Raw genomic sequence first — 18,690 nt, forward strand, 5'->3', positions numbered from 1 at the left:
GAAACTGCGTTTAAGTGCAATGAGATTATCAGTATCTGACCGTGCTGATTAGACCCGCATACTCTTCAAAGGCGATCCTCTCGGATCGCCTTCTTTTTCGCGCTTTTTTGGAAAAATAGAGCGTCTTCACTAAGGCAGCACTAACTATTTTCTCCCCCATCCCTTGAAAGAAAACCCAAGCGTTCCTAAGTTAGGTACAGGTCAACAAAAGGAGAGCCAATGACTCCACCGGACCTGCATGTTGTACGGTTTTTATAAAGGCAATTCGGTACTTATGAAGACCCTCTGCAAGATGCTACAATATAGCAAGACTACAAAACGGCCTGAGCGACCGAGCGTCATCAGACGGTAAGCACGGATCGAACCCGGACGTACACGGGCGGAAATCATATCAAACGCCCCAGCATATAGCCTTGAAACGGTAAATCGCGGCGATCCGACTATAAAAGCAAAACCCCGTTTAGACCTTCGAGAAGGACGCGGGGTTTTCTTTTGGCCATTGCAAAGTATTTCGCACCCTCTAAAATATACCAATTACATTCATATTTTAGAGAAAACAATGACTGCAGCAGCCGACACAATTGAACTTCTCCCCACGCTCCCTTCCCTCAACATTCAGGAAACAAAAGCGTTTTACGCAGACAAGCTCGGCTTTTCCAACGTCGTTTACGAACAGGCCGACTTTCTGATTCTGCGCAGAGACACTTTAGAAATCCACTTCTGGCTCACCACAGAAAAGCACCTGTGCAACAACAGCAGCGTTTATTTCCGTGGAGGGCCCGTCGTCGACCTTCACGAAGAATATCGCAAACTCGGTCTTCAAGAGGACGGCAAGAGCGAACCCCGCTTCACACCACTCGCCAGACGCCCCTGGGACATGGAGGAGTTTTACATCCACGACCCTCACGGCAACCTGTTGAAATTTGGCCGCATTCCGCTCTAAGCAGAACAGAGAGGAAACACACCTGCGTTGCGGAGGACTCACTCAACACACCTCAGCAGCAAATTCTCCGCACAATCTCAAATCCCCAACACAGCTTTTGGGCCTTGCCAGAAAAAACGAGTGAATCCCGCTGAAAACTCAGGTATAGACCTTTCAACTTGGAAATACTCAGTAAATTGAACAGGCTTGACCAATGAGCTCATATAAATCCGAATTTATGCGGACAATGGAAGAACGCGGCTTCCTCCACCAACTCTCTAACGCCGAAGGTCTGGACGAACTTTGCGCAAAAGAGACCGTAACCGCATATATTGGCTTTGATTGTACAGCCTCCAGCCTGCACGTTGGCTCCCTTGTACAAATCATGATGCTGCATTGGTTCCAGAAGACCGGCCACCGTCCGATTACCCTCATGGGCAGCGGCACAACACGCGTTGGCGACCCGACTGGCAAAGACGAAAGCCGCAAAGTGCTGACCGATGAGGACATCGAAGGCAACAAAAACGGCATCAAACAAGTCTTTGAAAAGTTTTTGCAATTCGGTGATAGCCCATCTGATGCAATGATGATGGACAACGCCGACTGGCTCTTGAAACTCAACTACATGGACTTCCTGCGTGATGTTGGCCGCTACTTCTCCGTCAACCAGATGATCCAGCGCGACAGCGTGCGCCTGCGTCTGGAACGCGAGCAGCACCTGTCGTTCCTCGAGTTCAACTACATGCTCCTGCAGGGCTACGATTATCTCGAAATCCATCGCCGCACAGACTGCCGCCTACAGATGGGTGGCTCTGATCAATGGAGCAACATCCTCTCTGGCGTGGACCTTGGTCGCCGTCTTGCAGACAAAGAACTGTTCGCCCTCACCACCCCGCTGCTCACCACAGCTTCCGGTGCCAAGATGGGCAAAACCGCAGCAGGCGCAGTATGGCTCAACGCAGACATGCTCAGCCCCTACGATTACTGGCAGTTCTGGCGCAACACCGAAGATGCTGACGTCGAGAAGTTCCTGAAACTCTTCACCATTCTGCCAATGGACGAGATCAAACGTCTGGCAGGTATGGAAGGCGCTGAGATCAACGAAGCCAAGAAGGTTCTGGCAACCGAAGCAACCGCCCTGCTCCATGGCCGTATCGAGGCTGATAAAGCTGCTGAGACAGCTCGTAAAGCGTTTGAAGAAGGCGCCAATGCCGCTGGCCTGCCAACCATCGAGATCCCGTCAGCAGAGCTGAAAGAAGGCCTCGGCGTCCTCAACGCTTTCGTAACCGCTGGTCTATGTTCTTCCAACGGAGAAGTCCGCCGTAACATTAAAGGCGGCGCTGTACGCATCAACGATAAGGCAGAGCAGGATCACAACCGCTCTATCACTGACGCTGACCTGACCGATGATGGCGTGATCAAGCTTTCTCTTGGCAAGAAAAAACACGTTCTTGTAAAGCCAGTCTAACAGTCTGACTAAACACAATATCTTTGACAAAGCCGGGCCTTGCTCCCGGCTTTTTCTTTGCCTGCAAAACACTGCAAGTTTATGCAATTGCAGCCAGTCAACTGCACCTTGAGCTAGCCCTGATAGCCTAAACTGCTGCCCTTGTATTCAGGAGCAGCCCCCATGGCGATGCAGGATTGGAACGCACAGCAATACTTGAAGCACGCAGCCTATGTCGCAGACTTTGGGCAAGACGCACTTGAGTTGCTCGCAGTGCAGCCCGGAGAAAGCATTTTGGACCTGGGATGCGGTGAAGGCACGCTGGCCCAGGAAATCCAAAGCCGAGGGGCAATCGTAACCGGCGTCGACACAGCAGAAGACATGCTCCTGCAAGCGAATGAGAAAAGCATCAAGACTTGCCTCATACCTGCTGAAAATCTCAATTTTGACAAGGAGTTCAACGCAGTATTCTCCAACGCAGCCCTTCATTGGATGCAGGATTACAAGGGCGTCATTCGCGGCGTTGTGAAAGCTCTTAAACCGGGAGGTCGGTTTGTTGGTGAAATGGGATGCGACCGAAACTGCCGCATCATCCGATCTGCAATGGAGAACGTGTTCGCCCAAAACCCTGCTTTCGGCCCCTACAAGAGCCCCTGGATTTTCCCACCACCCGAAACGTATATGCGCGCGCTGAAAGAAGCAGGCTTCTCAGTCACCTATCATACAGAAATCGAACGCAGGACACTGCTGGAAACAGGAATGAAGGGATGGCTGCAACTCTTTACCAGCAGCCTCACAGAGCAGCTGAGCGAGGCAAATAAGAAGCGATTTTACAAAGAGACAATCAAGCATCTCAAACCACTACTTTATTCGAGAACCAAAGGCTGGGAAGCAGACTACGTTTGCATGCGCTTTGCAGCCTACCTCCCTGTGACCTCTACTTAAATTCAAAGATACGGCGGAACACACCCGGCGCAATTGCAGAGACCGGGTTGACCTGGAACTTAGGTTTTTCAAAAGTACCATCCAGCTTATAGGTCACTCCAAACAGCCCTTCATCAGAAGAGCCTCCACCCAAGATGAGACCGATCACTGGCAGTTTCGCAAACAGGTTGTTCAAGGCATAGGCAGGAACAAACGTGCCTGCCATATCCAGCTGACGGTTCTTCAGATTGGCATTCCCGCTAAAAGTCCCGCCAATAATAGCACCGCTCAACGTTCCCTTGGAAACATTCAGAATGTCCCCTCTGCGCGAAAACTGCATGCGCATCTTTTGGAAAGACGCCTCACCAGAATTCACTGCAGCAGAATACACTTCGCTATTTCGCGTTCCGCGAATTTCCTTCGGCTCGATCCCTTTCAGCGCTTTAATCGCAGGATCTTCGGTGATGGAAAAATCATTTACAGTCAGCTGACCAGCCCAGTTGGTATCAGTTGGCATCTGGATATCCAAACGCCCGTTACCACCGCGCATACGCGGGAAAAGGTCCATAAACCGTAAGAACTCACCGGCATTGTTCAGCTTACCTTTTGCAAAGCGATGCTTCCCCTCACCGCCAACAGTGAAATTGAACTGACCACGGCTTGAGGTCGCGCCCGAAACAGCAAGATTAACAGCACTTTGCCCACGAAAGAGCCCATCAATCCGCACGTTCTGAGCCTGTACACCTCTGAAACCGATCAGGCGCCTGAATGTCAGGTCAACCGCAATTACATCTCTTTTGCGCTTTGCCGAAGCAGCTGCATTATCGGCCCCAAACGAATCCAACAGGGCACGGCCATCAAACCGATCCGCATTCATGACGACCTGATACCCACCACCACGGCGTGGACGAATGGTCATCTTGGCTTTGTCATTGGGGCGCAGATTGAACGCGGAGAAGTCAGCAAGCGCCAGCTTTCCATTGCCATCAATTTTTAGATTGCCACGAACTTCAACACCTTCAGACAGGAATGAGAAGTTATGGAGCGTCCTGGCATTACCATTTTTTGTCACACGGAACCTTGCGGTTGCACGTACACCAGACACCTTGCTCCAGCCAACCTCACGAACGTTGATGGCAGCTTTTGAAAGGTCCAGTTCAAACACCTGCGCGCCGCCACTGTCCTCATAGCTGACTTTCACAGAGCCTTTGACATAGCCCTGAAGATCAACACCGTAGTCTGTCAGATCTTTGGCATTGGCAACAAACGTCACGCCCTGACGGTCTTCAGCCCCACTGCCATCGCGGCTGGTGCTCAAATCAATCTCAGACTGGAAGCCATTCAGCTTCCCCTTGCCGGAAATCTGGGTTTGCTTTGTATCCGCCTGAACGATCAGGTTTGCATTTTCGATGGTCTGGCCTGAGATTTTCGCTTTACTGCTGAAGTCCTTCAGATCCAGATTGGCGCGCCACTCAACATCCTTAACCTTGAGATTCTTGAGGAGCGGGAACGAGGCTTCAACACGGACTTCACCCATGCCAGAAAGGTCTGCTGGCACGACACTGAAACCCTCTAACGCATTTATAGGTTCAGCGTCAGCTAGCACACCCAAATCATCGGCACGCCCCGTCAGTAGCACAGACAGTTCAGCAGGCAGAGCCCCTGGTGTTGCGATATTCTTGATCGCAAACTGAACCTCTGGCACCTTAACGATGTTCCCGTCTTGCATACGGAAATGACCATTGCTGCCGGAGATCGAAAAATCTTCATTCTCGATCTTGCCGGTCCCGGTGAGATCCCGCACCACAGGCAGAGTTTTGAGTGCTTTGACTGAGCCATCAATCACATCAAAGGACGCCGTAAGGCCGTCTCCCTGCCACGCAGGCGTACTCCGGTCGCCATCAAAGGCTTCCGGCCCAAGCGCCAGATCTAAGGCAATGTTATCAACCCGGCCAGGGCCGAGGTGATCAATCAACCAGTTTCGGGTTTTTGGTGCTGTAACTGTCGGCCAAACCTGCAACACTTCGCCAAAGCTCAGGCTTGGGCTGTAAACGGATAGCGCAAGGGACGGTCCCGGTTTCCCGTAGTAGAACGATCCAGCAACATTAATGTCAGCATCAAGCCCGACAGCACGAGCTCGTTCAATAGAAATCAGGGAGTTCGTCGGATCAAACGTGCCAGATGCATAAGCATCAGGGAACAGCAGCGGCGGCGACTTTACATCAGCAGGCGCCAATACGATCTCTCGGGAACCAAGCGAATAGTTCCACTCAGCGCCTTCAGTTACAGGTGGCTGCACAACCCCACCAAACACAACGCGTGTGTTTTTACGGCGCAGATAAGATCGTCCGATGATAATATCGGGATTATCGCGCTGCAAATTGAGATCCAGGAATGCTTCGTCGACGGTAATAGAATTATCTGGAGCAGTGCGGATGAAGATTGGAGAGGTACGAACATTCATGTCCGCACCAACAAACTCACCAGTCGCCCAAAGTTCAGCATTCGCTTCAACAAACAGACGCGTATTCGCCAGCTTGTCATCACGAGCAAAACTGTGTGTTGGCAACAAATCTCGCAGCGAGGCATCGCGCAGATTGACGGAAATGTTTCTCGCACCAGTTTCTGGTGTAACAGTGCGCTTCAGATCCCATGACCAGTCGCCTTCACGGCCCACGATCTTTGCATTTACTGCAAAGGAGAGATCATCCAGCAGCACGGCATTTGCATCAATACCATCGGCGACAAACTCTTCACCCTGCGCGTTGATCACCAGTCGCCCGTACTCAATAGCAACTTTCTCAAGATGCCAGCGTTTGAGCTCCTCAACAGCAATCACACTAAACTTGTCAATCGCCACCACGCGATTTTGCACCCGTGGCAAAGGCTCCGATCCACTCGCCAGCTTGATCGTTGCAGAAGGCCGTTCCAGCGCGACACTGGTGATTTCCAGATCACCGGTCAGCAGTCCAGACAGATTGATGCCGATTTCGGCTCGTGGGAGCAACACAGTCGCAGCAGTGCGACCTTTGACGCGAATAAGAGAATCTTCCAGGAGAATACGGCTGCCGTTTTCACCAAACAGATCAAACTGCGCACTACCAACGGTGACATTCAGCGCTTTGCTCTCAAACTGTTTGATTGCCCAATCCACGAGATAGGGAACAGAAAACGGGCCACTCATCACCCGGTAACCGCCAAAACCAAACGCTATAAATAGAAAAACGCAAACAACACCCCATATTACGCGTCGCTTAAAACGACGTGTAACAGGAGAGCTCTCAAGCTCTGCTGTATTCCCAACATCAACAGCCAGAATCTTATTCCCTGTTTTAGTGGTACGTTCGATTTTGACCGAATCGTAACCTGCGATAGCATCGCGTGATCACAGGTGCTCTGCAAGATTAATTGCTTATCTACACCATACTCAAAAAAACGGCGTCCCAAGAGACCAAATGGCACCCTAGGAGCAAATAAAGAATGCCTGATACGAAAGATGCGACACCTTCCTTACCGCAGGAAGACATGCTGGCACCGGATTTTACCTTAGCCACAGATTCGCAAGGACAATTCACTCTATCAGAACAAACTGGCCAGTCGGTCGTCGTTTATTTTTATCCAAAAGATGACACACCAGGCTGCACAAAAGAAGCAATTGCCTTTACCGAAAATACGGCTGAGTTTGAAAAACACAATGCAGTTATCATCGGCATTTCGCCCGATACACCACTAAAGCATGACAAGTTTAAGGCGAAATACGGACTTAACGTCACACTTGGGGCAGATATCGAGAAAGAAGTTTGTCAGGCCTACGGGGTTTGGGTGGAAAAAAACATGTACGGAAAGAAGTACATGGGCGTTGAACGCTCCACATTTCTCGTTGATAAAGAAGGCAAGATTGCCAAGATTTGGCGTAAGGTCCGCGTTCCCGGCCACGTCGAAAAGGTCTTGGAAGAATTACAAGGTCTGAGCCAGTAAAGAATGCCAAAACTTCCGGGCAACAATGATGCGGATGCGTTTGCAGGGCAAGCGCATCTCACCCTCCCTAAAAACACCAGCGTAAAGTCTCTTAGAGACGGCGCCCGCCAAATCCTCGAGACACCTGATTTGGACCTAAAAGTCGCGCTTGCATACTACGTTGCAAATCAATGGTTCAAAGGTGCCTTGTCTATTTCCCGTGGGACAGTCGAGAAGCCCATGCCGGATCGCCCTGGTCGCCCGGCAAAACCCGAGCTTCTTCCACCACGAGACATGCCCAAACGTGCGGTTGGAGGGAAAAACGGCAAGGTCGCCCTGCTCCATTCTCTGGCACACATCGAGCTTAATGCCATCGATCTCACCTGGGACCTGGTCGGCCGCTTTACCCATGTGCCCATGCCGCGCTCCTACTATGACGACTTTGTCCGCGTTGGATTGGAAGAGGCAAAACATTTCACGCTCATTCAAGAACGCCTTGCAAAGCTTGGGCACGCCTATGGCGATCTGCCAGCACATGACGGTCTTTGGCAAGCTGCCCAGTCAACCGGCAAGGACCTGATAGCACGTTTGGCAATTATTCCACTCGTGCTCGAAGCCAGAGGCCTCGACATCACCCCATCCATGATCGAGAAGGCCAACGCCACAGGCGATGAAGACACTGCCAGCGTGTTGCATGTGATCTACCACGACGAGAAAGGCCATGTTGCCTATGGAGCAAAATGGTTCCGCTTCATGTGTGACAGGCACCGTGTACGTCCTGAGCCTCATTTTCAACAGCTCGTAAAACAACATTTTAAAGGACCACTGAAGCCCCCGTTTAATGACAGAGCAAGATCTGAAGCAGGTCTCACTCCGGGCTTCTATCGACCGCTCATCAAATTGACCCAATGATACACTGCACTTAGACTTTATTAACCATAACTAACTTTAATTGAATTTAACAAATCATTTCCAGTAGGCAAACTGAGCAAGTGGTCATCCGATGAAGCTTTCCAGGTGCAGTGAGTTTTCTAACAATTACAACCAATTGAAATTGGATGGCCCAATGTGGCTTTCGCGCATCACATCTGAGCTGCGCGTAATTCCTCCGATAGCTTATTGGATTTCCGGTCTTGCAGCAACGGCAGTCGTCTCCGCAGTATTGGCAAGCAGCTTTCAACAGTCTCTCAGCGAGATGCGGCTTAATTCAACATTATCCAGAGAATTGGCGCTCCGTGAAAACTATGAAAGCGAAATTCGGGATCTCAAATTTCAGCTCGGCGAGATGCGCGGACGGCTGGATCAGGACACATCAGGTCTAAATGCTCCTGCTCGCAAACAGCAAGCGCAGCTATTGCGGCAGTTTCAAGAAATTGAAGCACTGGTTACGCTGGCGGAGCAATCAAACCTTGTCCTCTCCGCTATCCCGCCCTCTCCAAAGCGCAAACCTCTTCAAAGAGACGTCAGCGCGACCAACACCCACAAACTATCGTTTGCATCACAAAAAAGCGGTGCGCCATTTGATATTCTGAAAACACTGTCAAGCAAGCAGTCCACCGCGCCACAGCCAGCTGCCCCTCACAAGGACTTCTACGCAAAGCAAGCGCAAGGGCAACTCTTGCTCACCGCTTACACACAAGCGGCTATGGACGACATAAAACGTGCAAACACGCTGCTTAAGAAAGCTGGCGTTGCACAGCCTGTCTTTGTCACCCCAAGTTCATCTGCTGGCGGCATCTATCAGGACATTGGGTCTGCTGATTTAGATAGCAGTATGATTGCTGCGCGCCGGATCATTGAACAACGCATTGAATTGAATACGAAAGTGGATGCTCTGCCATTTGGCAGCCCACTCTCCAGCTTCAACATCTCCAGTGCGTACGGAGCCCGAACAGACCCGTTCCTCGGCAAACCTGCGATCCACACTGGTCTGGATTTCAAAGCACCTCGCGGAACCTCAGTCAAAGCAACCGGCACCGGCATTGTCTCACTCTCACGGTACAACGGCGGCTACGGCCTTTCCGTGGAAATCGTACACGACAACGGCCTAGTTACCCGCTACGCCCACATGCACAAGCTACTCGTCAGCGAAGGCCAGCGCATCAATATGGGCGATATCATCGGGACTGTCGGCAATACGGGTCGCTCAACAGGCCCTCACCTCCACTACGAGGTGCGCCTCAACGGCAAGCCAGTCAACCCAATGCGTTTCATCCGTACCGGCGACAGGCTAGCAGTAATTTTCAAACCAAAAAAACAAACCAAAATCGCACTCAATTTGCCATAAGACCATTCACAACACAAAAGCCCCGGAACAGAGCTCCGGGGCTTTTTTTATTCATTTCAGAAGATAAGGCTTAATCCAGATCTTCAACCGCAGCAGGCGCGTTGCCGAATGCACGGTGAGCCAGTGTTGCTTCCATAAACTTATCCAGATCACCATCCAGAACGTCAGAAGGCGCAGTGCTTTCCACGCCTGTACGCAGATCCTTCACAAGCTGGTACGGCTGCAGAACATAAGAGCGGATCTGATGCCCCCAACCGATATCGGTCTTGGAAGCAGCATCCTTGCTCGCCTGATCTTCACGGCGCTGCAACTCAGCCTCATAAAGACGTGCACGAAGCATGTCCCACGCAGTTGCGCGGTTTTTATGCTGTGAACGCTCACTCTGACACTGCACCACAATACCTGTTGGATTGTGCGTAATACGAACAGCAGAGTCTGTCGTGTTCACGTGCTGACCACCAGCACCAGAGGCACGATAGGTATCAATGCGGCAATCGCTTTCGTTGATCTCGATATTGATGCTGTCATCAATAACCGGATAAACCCAGACGGACGCAAAGGACGTATGGCGACGTGCATTGGAGTCATATGGAGAGATGCGAACAAGACGGTGAACGCCTGCTTCGGTCTTCATCCAGCCGTAAGCATTCTCACCCTTAACAAGCAAAGTTGCAGACTTGATGCCCGCTTCTTCGCCGTCATTGTATTCCATCAGCTCGACCTTATAGCCGTGCTGTTCACCCCAACGGCGATACATGCGCAGAAGCATGCTGGCCCAATCCTGACTTTCAGTACCGCCAGCACCGGAATTGATCTCAATATAAGTATCATTTCCGTCGGCTTCACCAGAAAGCAAGGACTGCAACTGCAGCTTATTGACCTGTTCCAGCATAGCTTTCAAAGCAGCTTCAGCCTCGTCAACAACGGACTGATCATCTTCCATCTCGCCCATCTCAATCAGTTCCTGATTGTCAACGAGATCCTGCTCAAGCTTGCGAACACCGCCAATGCTGTCATCCAGCTGCTGACGTTCACGCATCAGTTTTTGCGCATTCGTCGGGTCATTCCAAAGATTTGGATCTTCAGAAAGCGCATTGAGTTCATCTAGACGGACAAGTGCACTGTCCCAGTCAAAGATGCCTCCTCAGCAGGCTTATGGCCTGCTTGATTTCGTCGACGATGGCCTCCATTTCGGCGCGCATCGGATACCTCACTTTTTTGAAAAACAACTGTGCAGTCAATAACACTGCGTCGGGTGCGAACATAATCGCAGCAAACGATTTCCGCAATCAGTCAGACCACAGAAACTGTGGGCTGGTCATGCAGTTAGCAAGGCCAGCCCATGAAGTTTTTAGTAAAGTCCACCTGTGCCGGACATAACGGCGCGCCCGGCTTCCGGAGACAGATCCTGACGGATACCAATCTCATCCTGGAAGCCAATGACAGAGTAACTGTCTGGTGGCGATGTGCCTGGCTTGAAGGATTCCAGAATTGTACCCGGAGCCCCAGCACCAGCCCGCAGACCAGTACGGCGGTTGATAGATACCAGACGCAATCCGCTTGGAACACGGAACTCCAATGGAGGCGCATCCTTCAGAGCATCTTTCATGAAGGCCGTGAAGATTGGTGCCGCAACCTGACCACCAGTCGCACCGCGGCCCATTTTGCGCGGAGTATCATATCCAACAAACACACCCACGGTCAGTTCTGGTGTAAAGCCAACGAACCATGCATCACGCTCATCATTGGTGGTACCAGTTTTACCAGCAACAGGACGGCCAACAGCTTTAACACTTGTCGCCGTACCGCGCTTGACCACGCCTTCCATCATGGACGTGATCTGATAGGCGGTCATAGGATCAAGCACCTGCTCACGAGTATCAATAAGCTCAGGCTCTCCCTGATTGCTCCAATACTCCTCGGAGCAGTCTGTGCAAACAAGCTGATCGTTCTGATAGATAGTCTCACCATAACGGTTCTGGATACGGTCAATCAGAGTAGGCTGCACTCGGCGCCCGCCATTGGCCATCATGGAATAAGCTGCTGTCATGCGCATCACGGTGGTTTCACCCGCACCAAGAGACATAGAGAGCACCGGCATCATATTGTCATCAATGCCGAAACTGCGTGCATATTCAGCAACTAGATCCATGCCCATGTCCTGAGCAAGTCGAACAGTCATCACGTTACGGGAAAGTTCAATACCAGTACGCAGAGTAGACGGACCGTAGAACTTGCCACCATAGTTCTGTGGCTTCCACGGGTCCTGCCCTGGTCCTTGCTCAATCTCAACAGGCGCATCGAGCACCACTGAAGACGGCGTATAGCCATTATCCAGCGCAGCCGCATAAACGAACGGTTTGAACACAGAGCCCGGCTGACGCCAAGCCTGCGTCGCACGGTTAAACTGGCTTTCGGCGTAACTAAAGCCACCAACCAGCGCGACAACACGGCCAGTATTCGGGTCCATGGCAACAATGGCACCCGAAACCTCAGGCACCTGCCGCAGCACATACTTGCCACTCACCTGACGCTGCACGTAAATCACATCACCCGGGCTTAATACTTCCTGCACATTGCGAGGAGCACGACCGTTGACGCGAGCCCATTTCATATCACTCAGGGAGAGATCTGCACGGACACGCTCAGTAGAAAGTTTCCGGTTTGCCATGCGCTTTGGACGAAGACCTACAACGGCCTTCTGATTACTCACAGACAGAACCACCGCACTCGTCCACTCAGGGACATCGTTCAGCGTCTGAACTTTAGCTAGAGCCGCGCCCCAGTCGCTGGAGGTGATTTCAATCGTACTGATCGGACCGCGCCATTTACCGCGCTTATGGTCGAAGTCAACCAGGCCGTCACGCAGTGCCTTACGCGCCTTCAGCTGCATGTCAGGATCAAGGGATGTACGAACGGATAGACCATCCTCATAAAGCTTCTCTTCACCGTACTGACCGGCCAACTGGCGTCGCACAGCCTCAGAGAAATACTCAGAGCCTTTCACGAGGTTACCAGTTGGACGCAGCTTAACATCAAGAGGCTTGGCCTTAGCTTCAATACCTTCCTGAACTGTTACGTAGCCGTTCTCAACCATACGGTCGATAACCCAGTTCCGGCGTTCAATCGCACGGTCCCGGTAGCGGTAAGGATGATAGTTGGACGGGCCTTTAGGAACCGCAGCGAGATATGCAATCTCTTCAAGCTCAAGCTCGTGAACAGATTTATCAAAAAGGATCAGGGAAGCAGCGCCAACACCGTATGCGCCAACACCGAGATAAATCTCATTCAGATAAAGCTCAAGGATCTCTTCTTTCGTAAACGCTTGCTCAATACGCAAAGCAAGAAGCGCTTCTTTGATCTTGCGCTCATACTTCTGCTCACCGGTCAAAAGGAAGTTCTTTGCAACCTGCTGAGTAATCGTGGACGCTCCAACAAGGCGGCGCCCAGACCCACTGTTACGAACGTTTGTGATCACCGCACGGCCAATGCCCCACGGGTCGATCCCGATGTGTTCATAAAAGTTCTTATCTTCAGCAGACAAGAAAGCTTGCTTCACACGGTCCGGAATAGCCTGAATCGGAATAAACAAACGCCGTTCACGCGCGAACTCATACATAAGATGACCATCAGCAGCATGCACACGTGTCATGACTGGCGGCTCATAATCCTTCAGCGCGGTGTAGTCCGGTAGATCCTTGGTTATGTCATTGAGATAAATCCACAATCCGGCAGCTGCAATCAGCCCCAGAACAACTGAAATCCCAAAGAGATATCCAATGAACTTTAAAAATAATCTCATATTCGGGCTCGTTTGCTTTCCCGCTAAGAATGTTCGTGTCGTGAAGCCAGCATTCCAGAGCCAGTTTCAAACGCCGTTCCTGATGCATTTCCCGTTAAGGGTCAAGAGGTCTCGCCCTGAATGAATGCAGCAGAATCGAATCCAGACTTCACTGTTACAGTTTGGCACCCAATCGCTTTTCATTATGGCAAAGCTGAGGCAGGAACTTAGTCTTTATCCCACTGCAGCAGCGACATATACGCACCCGAAAAACAATCACACCAAACAGCTATTGCTGCGCAATTCTAGCCCGAAAGAAACCGTTCGTCGCTTGAACAATCGCATCCGACACGCGTTCCCGCCACTCATCAGAACCTAACATTTTCTCATCCAGATTATTGGAAAGAAATCCAAGTTCAATCAAAACAGACGGAACATCGTGGCTTTTCAGCACTTGAAACCCCGCAGAACGAAGAGGATTTTTAATAACTGTTGTGGCGCTTTTAAGTTCTTCAACCACCAACCGTGCAAAATGAATTGAAAAATTCTTGGTTTCACGACGGGTGAGTTCAACCAAAATATCTGTAACCTCTTCAGGTTCATCAGAAAAATCGACCCCGCCAATCACATCCGAATAGTTTTCACGGCGCGCCAGCGCAGCCGCCATCCGGTCAGACGCCCGCTCTGAAAGAGTGTAGATTGAGGCCCCACGCGTCGTCTCTGCCCCATTTGTGATCGAATCCGCATGAATGGAGATGAACAGATCAGCCCCTTTCCCACGCGCCAGCTTGGTCCGGTTCCCCAAAGAGATGAATTTATCATCATCACGGGTTAGATAGACCTGATAGTAGCCAAGTTTATCCAGTTTCTCTTTCAAAAACCGACCAAAATTCAGAACGATCGCCTTTTCAAGCGTGCCATTACTGCCAACCGCACCAGAATCAACACCGCCGTGTCCCGGATCGATAATGATCACGGGCAGATCGTTTTCAGTCGCTGCAGCTGGCTCTTGAGTGTCTTGCTTTGGAACAGACGCCGTCGCCCCTACTGGCTGCGCATGAGAGGTGGCCTGACCAACCGCAGCTTCAAACTCATCAGGAGAAGATTCGGTCAGATCAATAACCAGCCGTGTTGGTTGATCTTGTACGCCAGGCAGCAAAAAGGTTTTATCCAGAGCGACTGGAGAATTGAGATCAAGAACTACCCTGGAACGCCCTTTGGAGATGGAGCCATACCGCCAGGACCGAACCAGCCCCCGCCCTTTTGGCACGAAATCTCTTGGAAACTGGAAGGTGACAGACGGCAGATCAATCACCAACCGATAAGGGTGAGACAAGAATGAAAGGTTATATCCAACCTCACCATCCATATCCAGAATGAAGCGCGTCCGTGCCAGATCTCCGGCAACACGTGCATCAGAAACGACCGAAACCGCGTTTTGCGCCGATACAGCATTACTCATGGCAACAGTTGCAATGAGAGAAAACGCGACACAATAAAAGCTGAGAGCACAGAACCTGAATGCATGACTGATGCGGCTCACCTTTTCACTCCCCTATAGAAACACTGGCAATTTAGTTTAAATCAAGTTGAACGATTAAAACACGATTAAGCGAAAGTCACCCCGCCAAACCTATCATTAAGCATTGATTAACAACTGCAGCTTTCGTAGCAAGACATCGCCAGATCGATTTTCCCAAGCTTGCCAAGCGTCTCGAGGGATCGTAAAAGGTTTACTAGGACTTCGATTTGGAATTGTTCCGTAAAGTTGTGAGCCATATTTTTTGAAGCTGATATCCTGAGATTTTCGCAGTTTTCAAACTGATCGAAATGTTTCAAAAAGCCCATATGAGCCATTTGTGCCGTTTCCGGTTTGTTGATGAGGATGCGGTATAAACCAACTGGAAGAGCAGTCTGCTCGAGAGCCAAGACAGAGTTTTGCCGTGACATTTTCGGTCATGGCGGGTTGTGAACAGATTTTCTGTCGCTTTGGATAAGTGCTTTATCCCCGAATTTTCGGAGAGATACGGCAGCTAGGCGCAGGAACAGACGTTTACAGATTGGAAGCCTGAAGAAGCGCTTCCATTTCAAGCATACCGCCTTATGGGCGGTCAAAAGAGATCATTAAGGGCGAACGGTTTGTCAAAGCTACGCGCAAATACAAATGAACATGAGTTAAGAAGCAGTGCGCCGACGTGTCAGTCGGTCCCTTCTTGCCGTGATCATGCGCGCCGCCGTCTCTCCTTTTCTACTAGCAACTTACATAACAAGTTGACCGACCTGACGATGTACAAATCTCAGCGCCACTCGCGCCGTCTTCAGTGTTTGGTCCTAAGGAACTCACTTCATGGCAAACAAGATGCTGATAGATGCGACCCACCCGGAGGAGACCCGGGTTACGGTCGTGCGCGGGAATCGGGTTGAGGAATTTGACTTTGAAGCCGCAAACAGAAAGCAGCTTCGCGGAAATATCTACCTAGCTAAAGTCACACGAGTAGAGCCATCACTTCAGGCCGCTTTTGTTGAATATGGTGGCAACAGACACGGGTTCCTCGCCTTCAGCGAAATCCATCCGGATTATTATCAGCTCCCGAAAGAAGACCGGGAGGCTCTTGAAGCTCAGCTTGCAGCCGAAGCAGCTGCAAACCAGCGTGAACGTGCCCGCAGAGAAAAAGAAGAAGCAAAGCGTGAAGCCGAAATTCAAAAGGTTGCTGCAACGAAAGCCGCAGAAGCTTCTGAAGATGTTGTTGCTGAGCTGATCGAAGCTGAAACCAGTGCTCTGGAAGCAGAACACGAGGCCGAAGCTCTTGCCAGCATGGATGCTCCTTTCCAGGATGACAGCATCGAGGATATCGAGGCAGAAGCTGCGGAAGAAGACGAAGCTGGCAATTCTACAGCGCAAAAAGCAAGCGCTGGTGATGCAACGGCTGCCAAGCCTTCTTCAAAAGAGCCTGTAGCTGAGGCTGATACTGCTGAAGACACAGAAGCTTCCAACAAAGCCGCATCAGAAGACGCGACTGAGGAAACTGTAGAAGAGACATCTGAAGCTGAAGAGCAGGATGATAGCGAAGAGGAAGCGGAAGAAGAAGTTACCGCACGCCCTCGCCGTCTGCGCGACAACTATAAGATTCAGGAAGTCATCAAACGCCGTCAGCTGCTGCTGGTACAGGTCGTGAAGGAAGAGCGCGGAAATAAAGGCGCTGCTCTGACAACATATCTGTCCCTCGCTGGCCGTTACTCTGTTTTGATGCCAAACACCGACCGTGGTGGCGGGATTTCCCGCAAGATCACGAAGCCAACAGACCGCAAGCGCCTGAAGCAGGTTGCTGGTGATTTGGATGTGCCGAACGGCATGGGTGTTATCCTGCGCACAGCAGGCGCCAGCAGAACCAAAGCAGAAATCAAGCGTGACTTCGAATACCTCCTGCGTCTTTGGGAAAATGTCCGCGAACTGACCCTTGATTCAGCAGCCCCTACCCTCGTTTACGAGGAAGGCAGCCTGATCAAGCGCTCTATTCGCGACCTGTACAACAAAGACATTGATCAGGTTATGGTTTCTGGCGAAGAAGGCTACCGTGAAGCGAAAGACTTCATGCGCATGCTGATGCCAAGCCATTCCAAGAATGTTCAGCCTTATCGCGATGCAACGCCAATCTTCACCCGTTTCGGTGTAGAAGCCCAGCTCGACGCAATGTTCTCACCACAGGTGACGCTGAAGTCCGGTGGCTACATTGTCATCAACCAGACAGAAGCTCTTGTTGCGATTGATGTGAACTCCGGGAAAGCAACCCGCGAACAGAACATTGAAGACACAGCTCAGGCAACCAACCTGGAAGCCGCAGAAGAAATTGCGCGTCAACTTCGCCTGCGCGACCTCGCCGGTCTTGTGGTTATCGATTTCATCGACATGGAAGAGAACCGCAACAACCGCGCTGTTGAACGTCGCCTGAAAGAATGCCTGAAGTCTGACCGTGCCCGCATTCAGGTTGGCCGCATCTCACATTTCGGCTTGCTCGAAATGTCACGTCAGCGCATCCGCACCGGCGTACTCGAAAGCTCATCAGTTGTTTGCCCGCACTGCCATGGTTCTGGCATCGTGCGCTCAGTAGAATCTGTTGCTCTGCATATCCTCCGCTCCCTGGAAGATCAGCTGCTGCGTGGCTCTACTCACAACTTGAATCTGAGCACGCCAAATGAAGTGGCGATGTACATTCTCAACCAGAAGCGCCATCACTTGATGGATCTGGAGCGTCGCTTCGGTCTGGAAATCTCTATTCTCGGAGACGACACCGTTACCGAGCAGCACTTCACTCTGGAGCGCGGCGAGCTTGCAACACCAAGCGAGCGTACGCAGCCTCTGCCAGCTACAGTTCAGCCCGACACCATCTTCCCCGTTGAGGAGGAAGAAGAAGAAGAAATTGTTGAAGAGACTGTAGAGGAAGAGAAGCAAGAAGCAGCTGATGAGGACGGCAATGATCGTCGTCGTCGCCGTCGTCGTCGCCGTCGTCGCACTGGCAACGAGAAAGACGAAGCTGAGCAGCAGGAGACAACATCTGCGAGCGCTGAAGAGCCGTCCGCTCAAGAAGACGCATCCTCTGAAGAAAAGTCAGCTGACGTGGACTCTACTGAGCTAACAGACGAAGAAGAAGATCGCCGCCGCAAGCGTCGCCGTGGTCGCCGTGGTGGCCGCCGCTCTCGTCGCAGAAGCGCATCTGAAGAAAACGGCGAGAACGGTGAAAGCTCCGAGGAAGCAGAAAGCTCTGCGGACAGCGTTGAAGAGATCATCGCAGAAGCAAAATCTGAGACCGCAGATGAGGCAGTAGCTGCAGAAGACACTGCTACTCCTGCAGAGCCGGTAACAGAGGCTGTAGCTGAAGAAGAGCCGAAGAAAGAAACCCGCAAGCCTCGCCGTCGTCGCAGAGTAAAACCTGCACCTGAGGAAACAGCTGAAAAGGAAGCTTCTACAGAAGCAACCGAAGCCCCTGCCCCTCAGGTAGAAGAAACTTCAGACGTCGCAGTGAAAGAAGCTCCAGCAGAAGTGGCAATACAAGCAGAGCAACCTGCAGAAGCTCCGGCAGAACCAGTGAGCAAGTCTGCAGAACCGGTGGTTGAGCAGCCTAAAGAAGAAAAGCCTGCGGAAGTCGCTAAGGTTGAAGTGAAGGAAGAAGCTCCGGCTGTCGAGGCCCCTAAAGCTGTAGAAGCAGAAGTTGAGGCCGAAGCACCAGCGAAACCGAAAGCGCCAACCAAACCGGTTGTGACATCGCATAAGGTTGTTGAAGGGGAAACCGTTGCCGTTGAAGGCGATGATGACTCGCCGCGCCGCACTGGTTGGTGGCAGCGCCGCTCTTTCTTCTAAGAAGAAACAAGTTCAA

11 protein-coding genes are annotated in these 18,690 nt (G+C 51.3%); 7 read left to right on the forward strand and 4 right to left on the reverse strand.

What is annotated here, in order from left to right; all coding sequences use genetic code 11:
* Positions 1-559 precede the first annotated feature (559 nt).
* The 3 genes from PsAD13_RS17860 to PsAD13_RS17870 all read left to right on the forward strand — a co-directional run bounded on the left by PsAD13_RS17860 (position 560) and on the right by PsAD13_RS17870 (position 3,314).
* Positions 560-943, forward strand: a complete 384-nt coding sequence (locus tag PsAD13_RS17860; RefSeq protein WP_063319028.1) for a VOC family protein — start codon at positions 560-562, stop codon at positions 941-943.
* A 193-nt stretch (positions 944-1,136) separates the two neighbouring features.
* A complete protein-coding gene (gene tyrS, locus PsAD13_RS17865) occupies positions 1,137-2,390 on the forward strand; it encodes a tyrosine--tRNA ligase (RefSeq protein WP_063319029.1) in 1,254 nt (417 codons plus the stop codon).
* Between the two features lie 162 nt (positions 2,391-2,552).
* Positions 2,553-3,314: a methyltransferase domain-containing protein gene (locus PsAD13_RS17870; protein ID WP_063319030.1), complete on the forward strand. Its 762-nt coding sequence runs from the start codon at positions 2,553-2,555 to the stop codon at positions 3,312-3,314.
* Here the strand turns inward: PsAD13_RS17870 and PsAD13_RS17875 are convergent.
* Positions 3,307-6,477: an AsmA-like C-terminal domain-containing protein gene (locus PsAD13_RS17875; RefSeq protein WP_063319031.1), complete on the reverse strand. Its 3,171-nt coding sequence runs from the start codon at positions 6,475-6,477 to the stop codon at positions 3,307-3,309. The two genes, PsAD13_RS17870 and PsAD13_RS17875, sit on opposite strands and share 8 nt — an antisense overlap.
* A 296-nt stretch (positions 6,478-6,773) precedes the next feature.
* Between PsAD13_RS17875 and PsAD13_RS17880 the strand changes: the two genes are divergently transcribed.
* The 3 genes from PsAD13_RS17880 to PsAD13_RS17890 all read left to right on the forward strand — a co-directional run bounded on the left by PsAD13_RS17880 (position 6,774) and on the right by PsAD13_RS17890 (position 9,537).
* Entirely contained in the window at positions 6,774-7,271 is a 498-nt protein-coding gene (locus PsAD13_RS17880) for a peroxiredoxin (protein ID WP_063319032.1), read from the forward strand.
* Between the two features lie 3 nt (positions 7,272-7,274).
* The gene (locus PsAD13_RS17885; RefSeq protein WP_063319033.1) at positions 7,275-8,162 is read left to right on the forward strand and encodes a ferritin-like domain-containing protein; all 888 of its coding nucleotides are present in this window, start codon (positions 7,275-7,277) and stop codon (positions 8,160-8,162) included.
* A gap of 154 nt (positions 8,163-8,316) precedes the next feature.
* The gene (locus PsAD13_RS17890; RefSeq protein WP_063319034.1) at positions 8,317-9,537 is read left to right on the forward strand and encodes a M23 family metallopeptidase; all 1,221 of its coding nucleotides are present in this window, start codon (positions 8,317-8,319) and stop codon (positions 9,535-9,537) included.
* Between the two features lie 70 nt (positions 9,538-9,607).
* Here the strand turns inward: PsAD13_RS17890 and prfB are convergent.
* From prfB to PsAD13_RS17905, 3 genes are all read right to left on the reverse strand, one after another.
* Positions 9,608-10,739, reverse strand: a protein-coding gene (gene prfB / locus PsAD13_RS17895; RefSeq protein ID WP_153040920.1) for a peptide chain release factor 2 whose coding sequence is annotated in 2 segments (ribosomal slippage) — positions 9,608-10,669 and positions 10,671-10,739 — 1,131 coding nt in all. Because the reading frame shifts where the segments join, the coding sequence is not laid out codon by codon here.
* Between the two features lie 149 nt (positions 10,740-10,888).
* Positions 10,889-13,339 carry a penicillin-binding protein 1A gene (locus PsAD13_RS17900; RefSeq protein ID WP_063319035.1) on the reverse strand — a complete coding sequence of 817 codons (2,451 nt, stop codon included), beginning with the start codon at positions 13,337-13,339 and terminating at the stop codon, positions 10,889-10,891.
* 268 nt (positions 13,340-13,607) lie between these two features.
* Positions 13,608-14,861, reverse strand: a complete 1,254-nt coding sequence (locus tag PsAD13_RS17905; RefSeq protein ID WP_063292432.1) for an N-acetylmuramoyl-L-alanine amidase — start codon at positions 14,859-14,861, stop codon at positions 13,608-13,610.
* Between the two features lie 804 nt (positions 14,862-15,665).
* On the opposite strand from PsAD13_RS17905, the gene PsAD13_RS17915 reads away from it, so the two are divergent.
* Positions 15,666-18,674, forward strand: a complete 3,009-nt coding sequence (locus PsAD13_RS17915; protein WP_063319036.1) for an Rne/Rng family ribonuclease — start codon at positions 15,666-15,668, stop codon at positions 18,672-18,674.
* Positions 18,675-18,690: the final 16 nt, after the last annotated feature.

The organism is Pseudovibrio sp. Ad13 (genome assembly GCF_001623225.1).
In the GTDB taxonomy this organism is placed as follows: Bacteria; Pseudomonadota; Alphaproteobacteria; order Rhizobiales; family Stappiaceae; genus Pseudovibrio.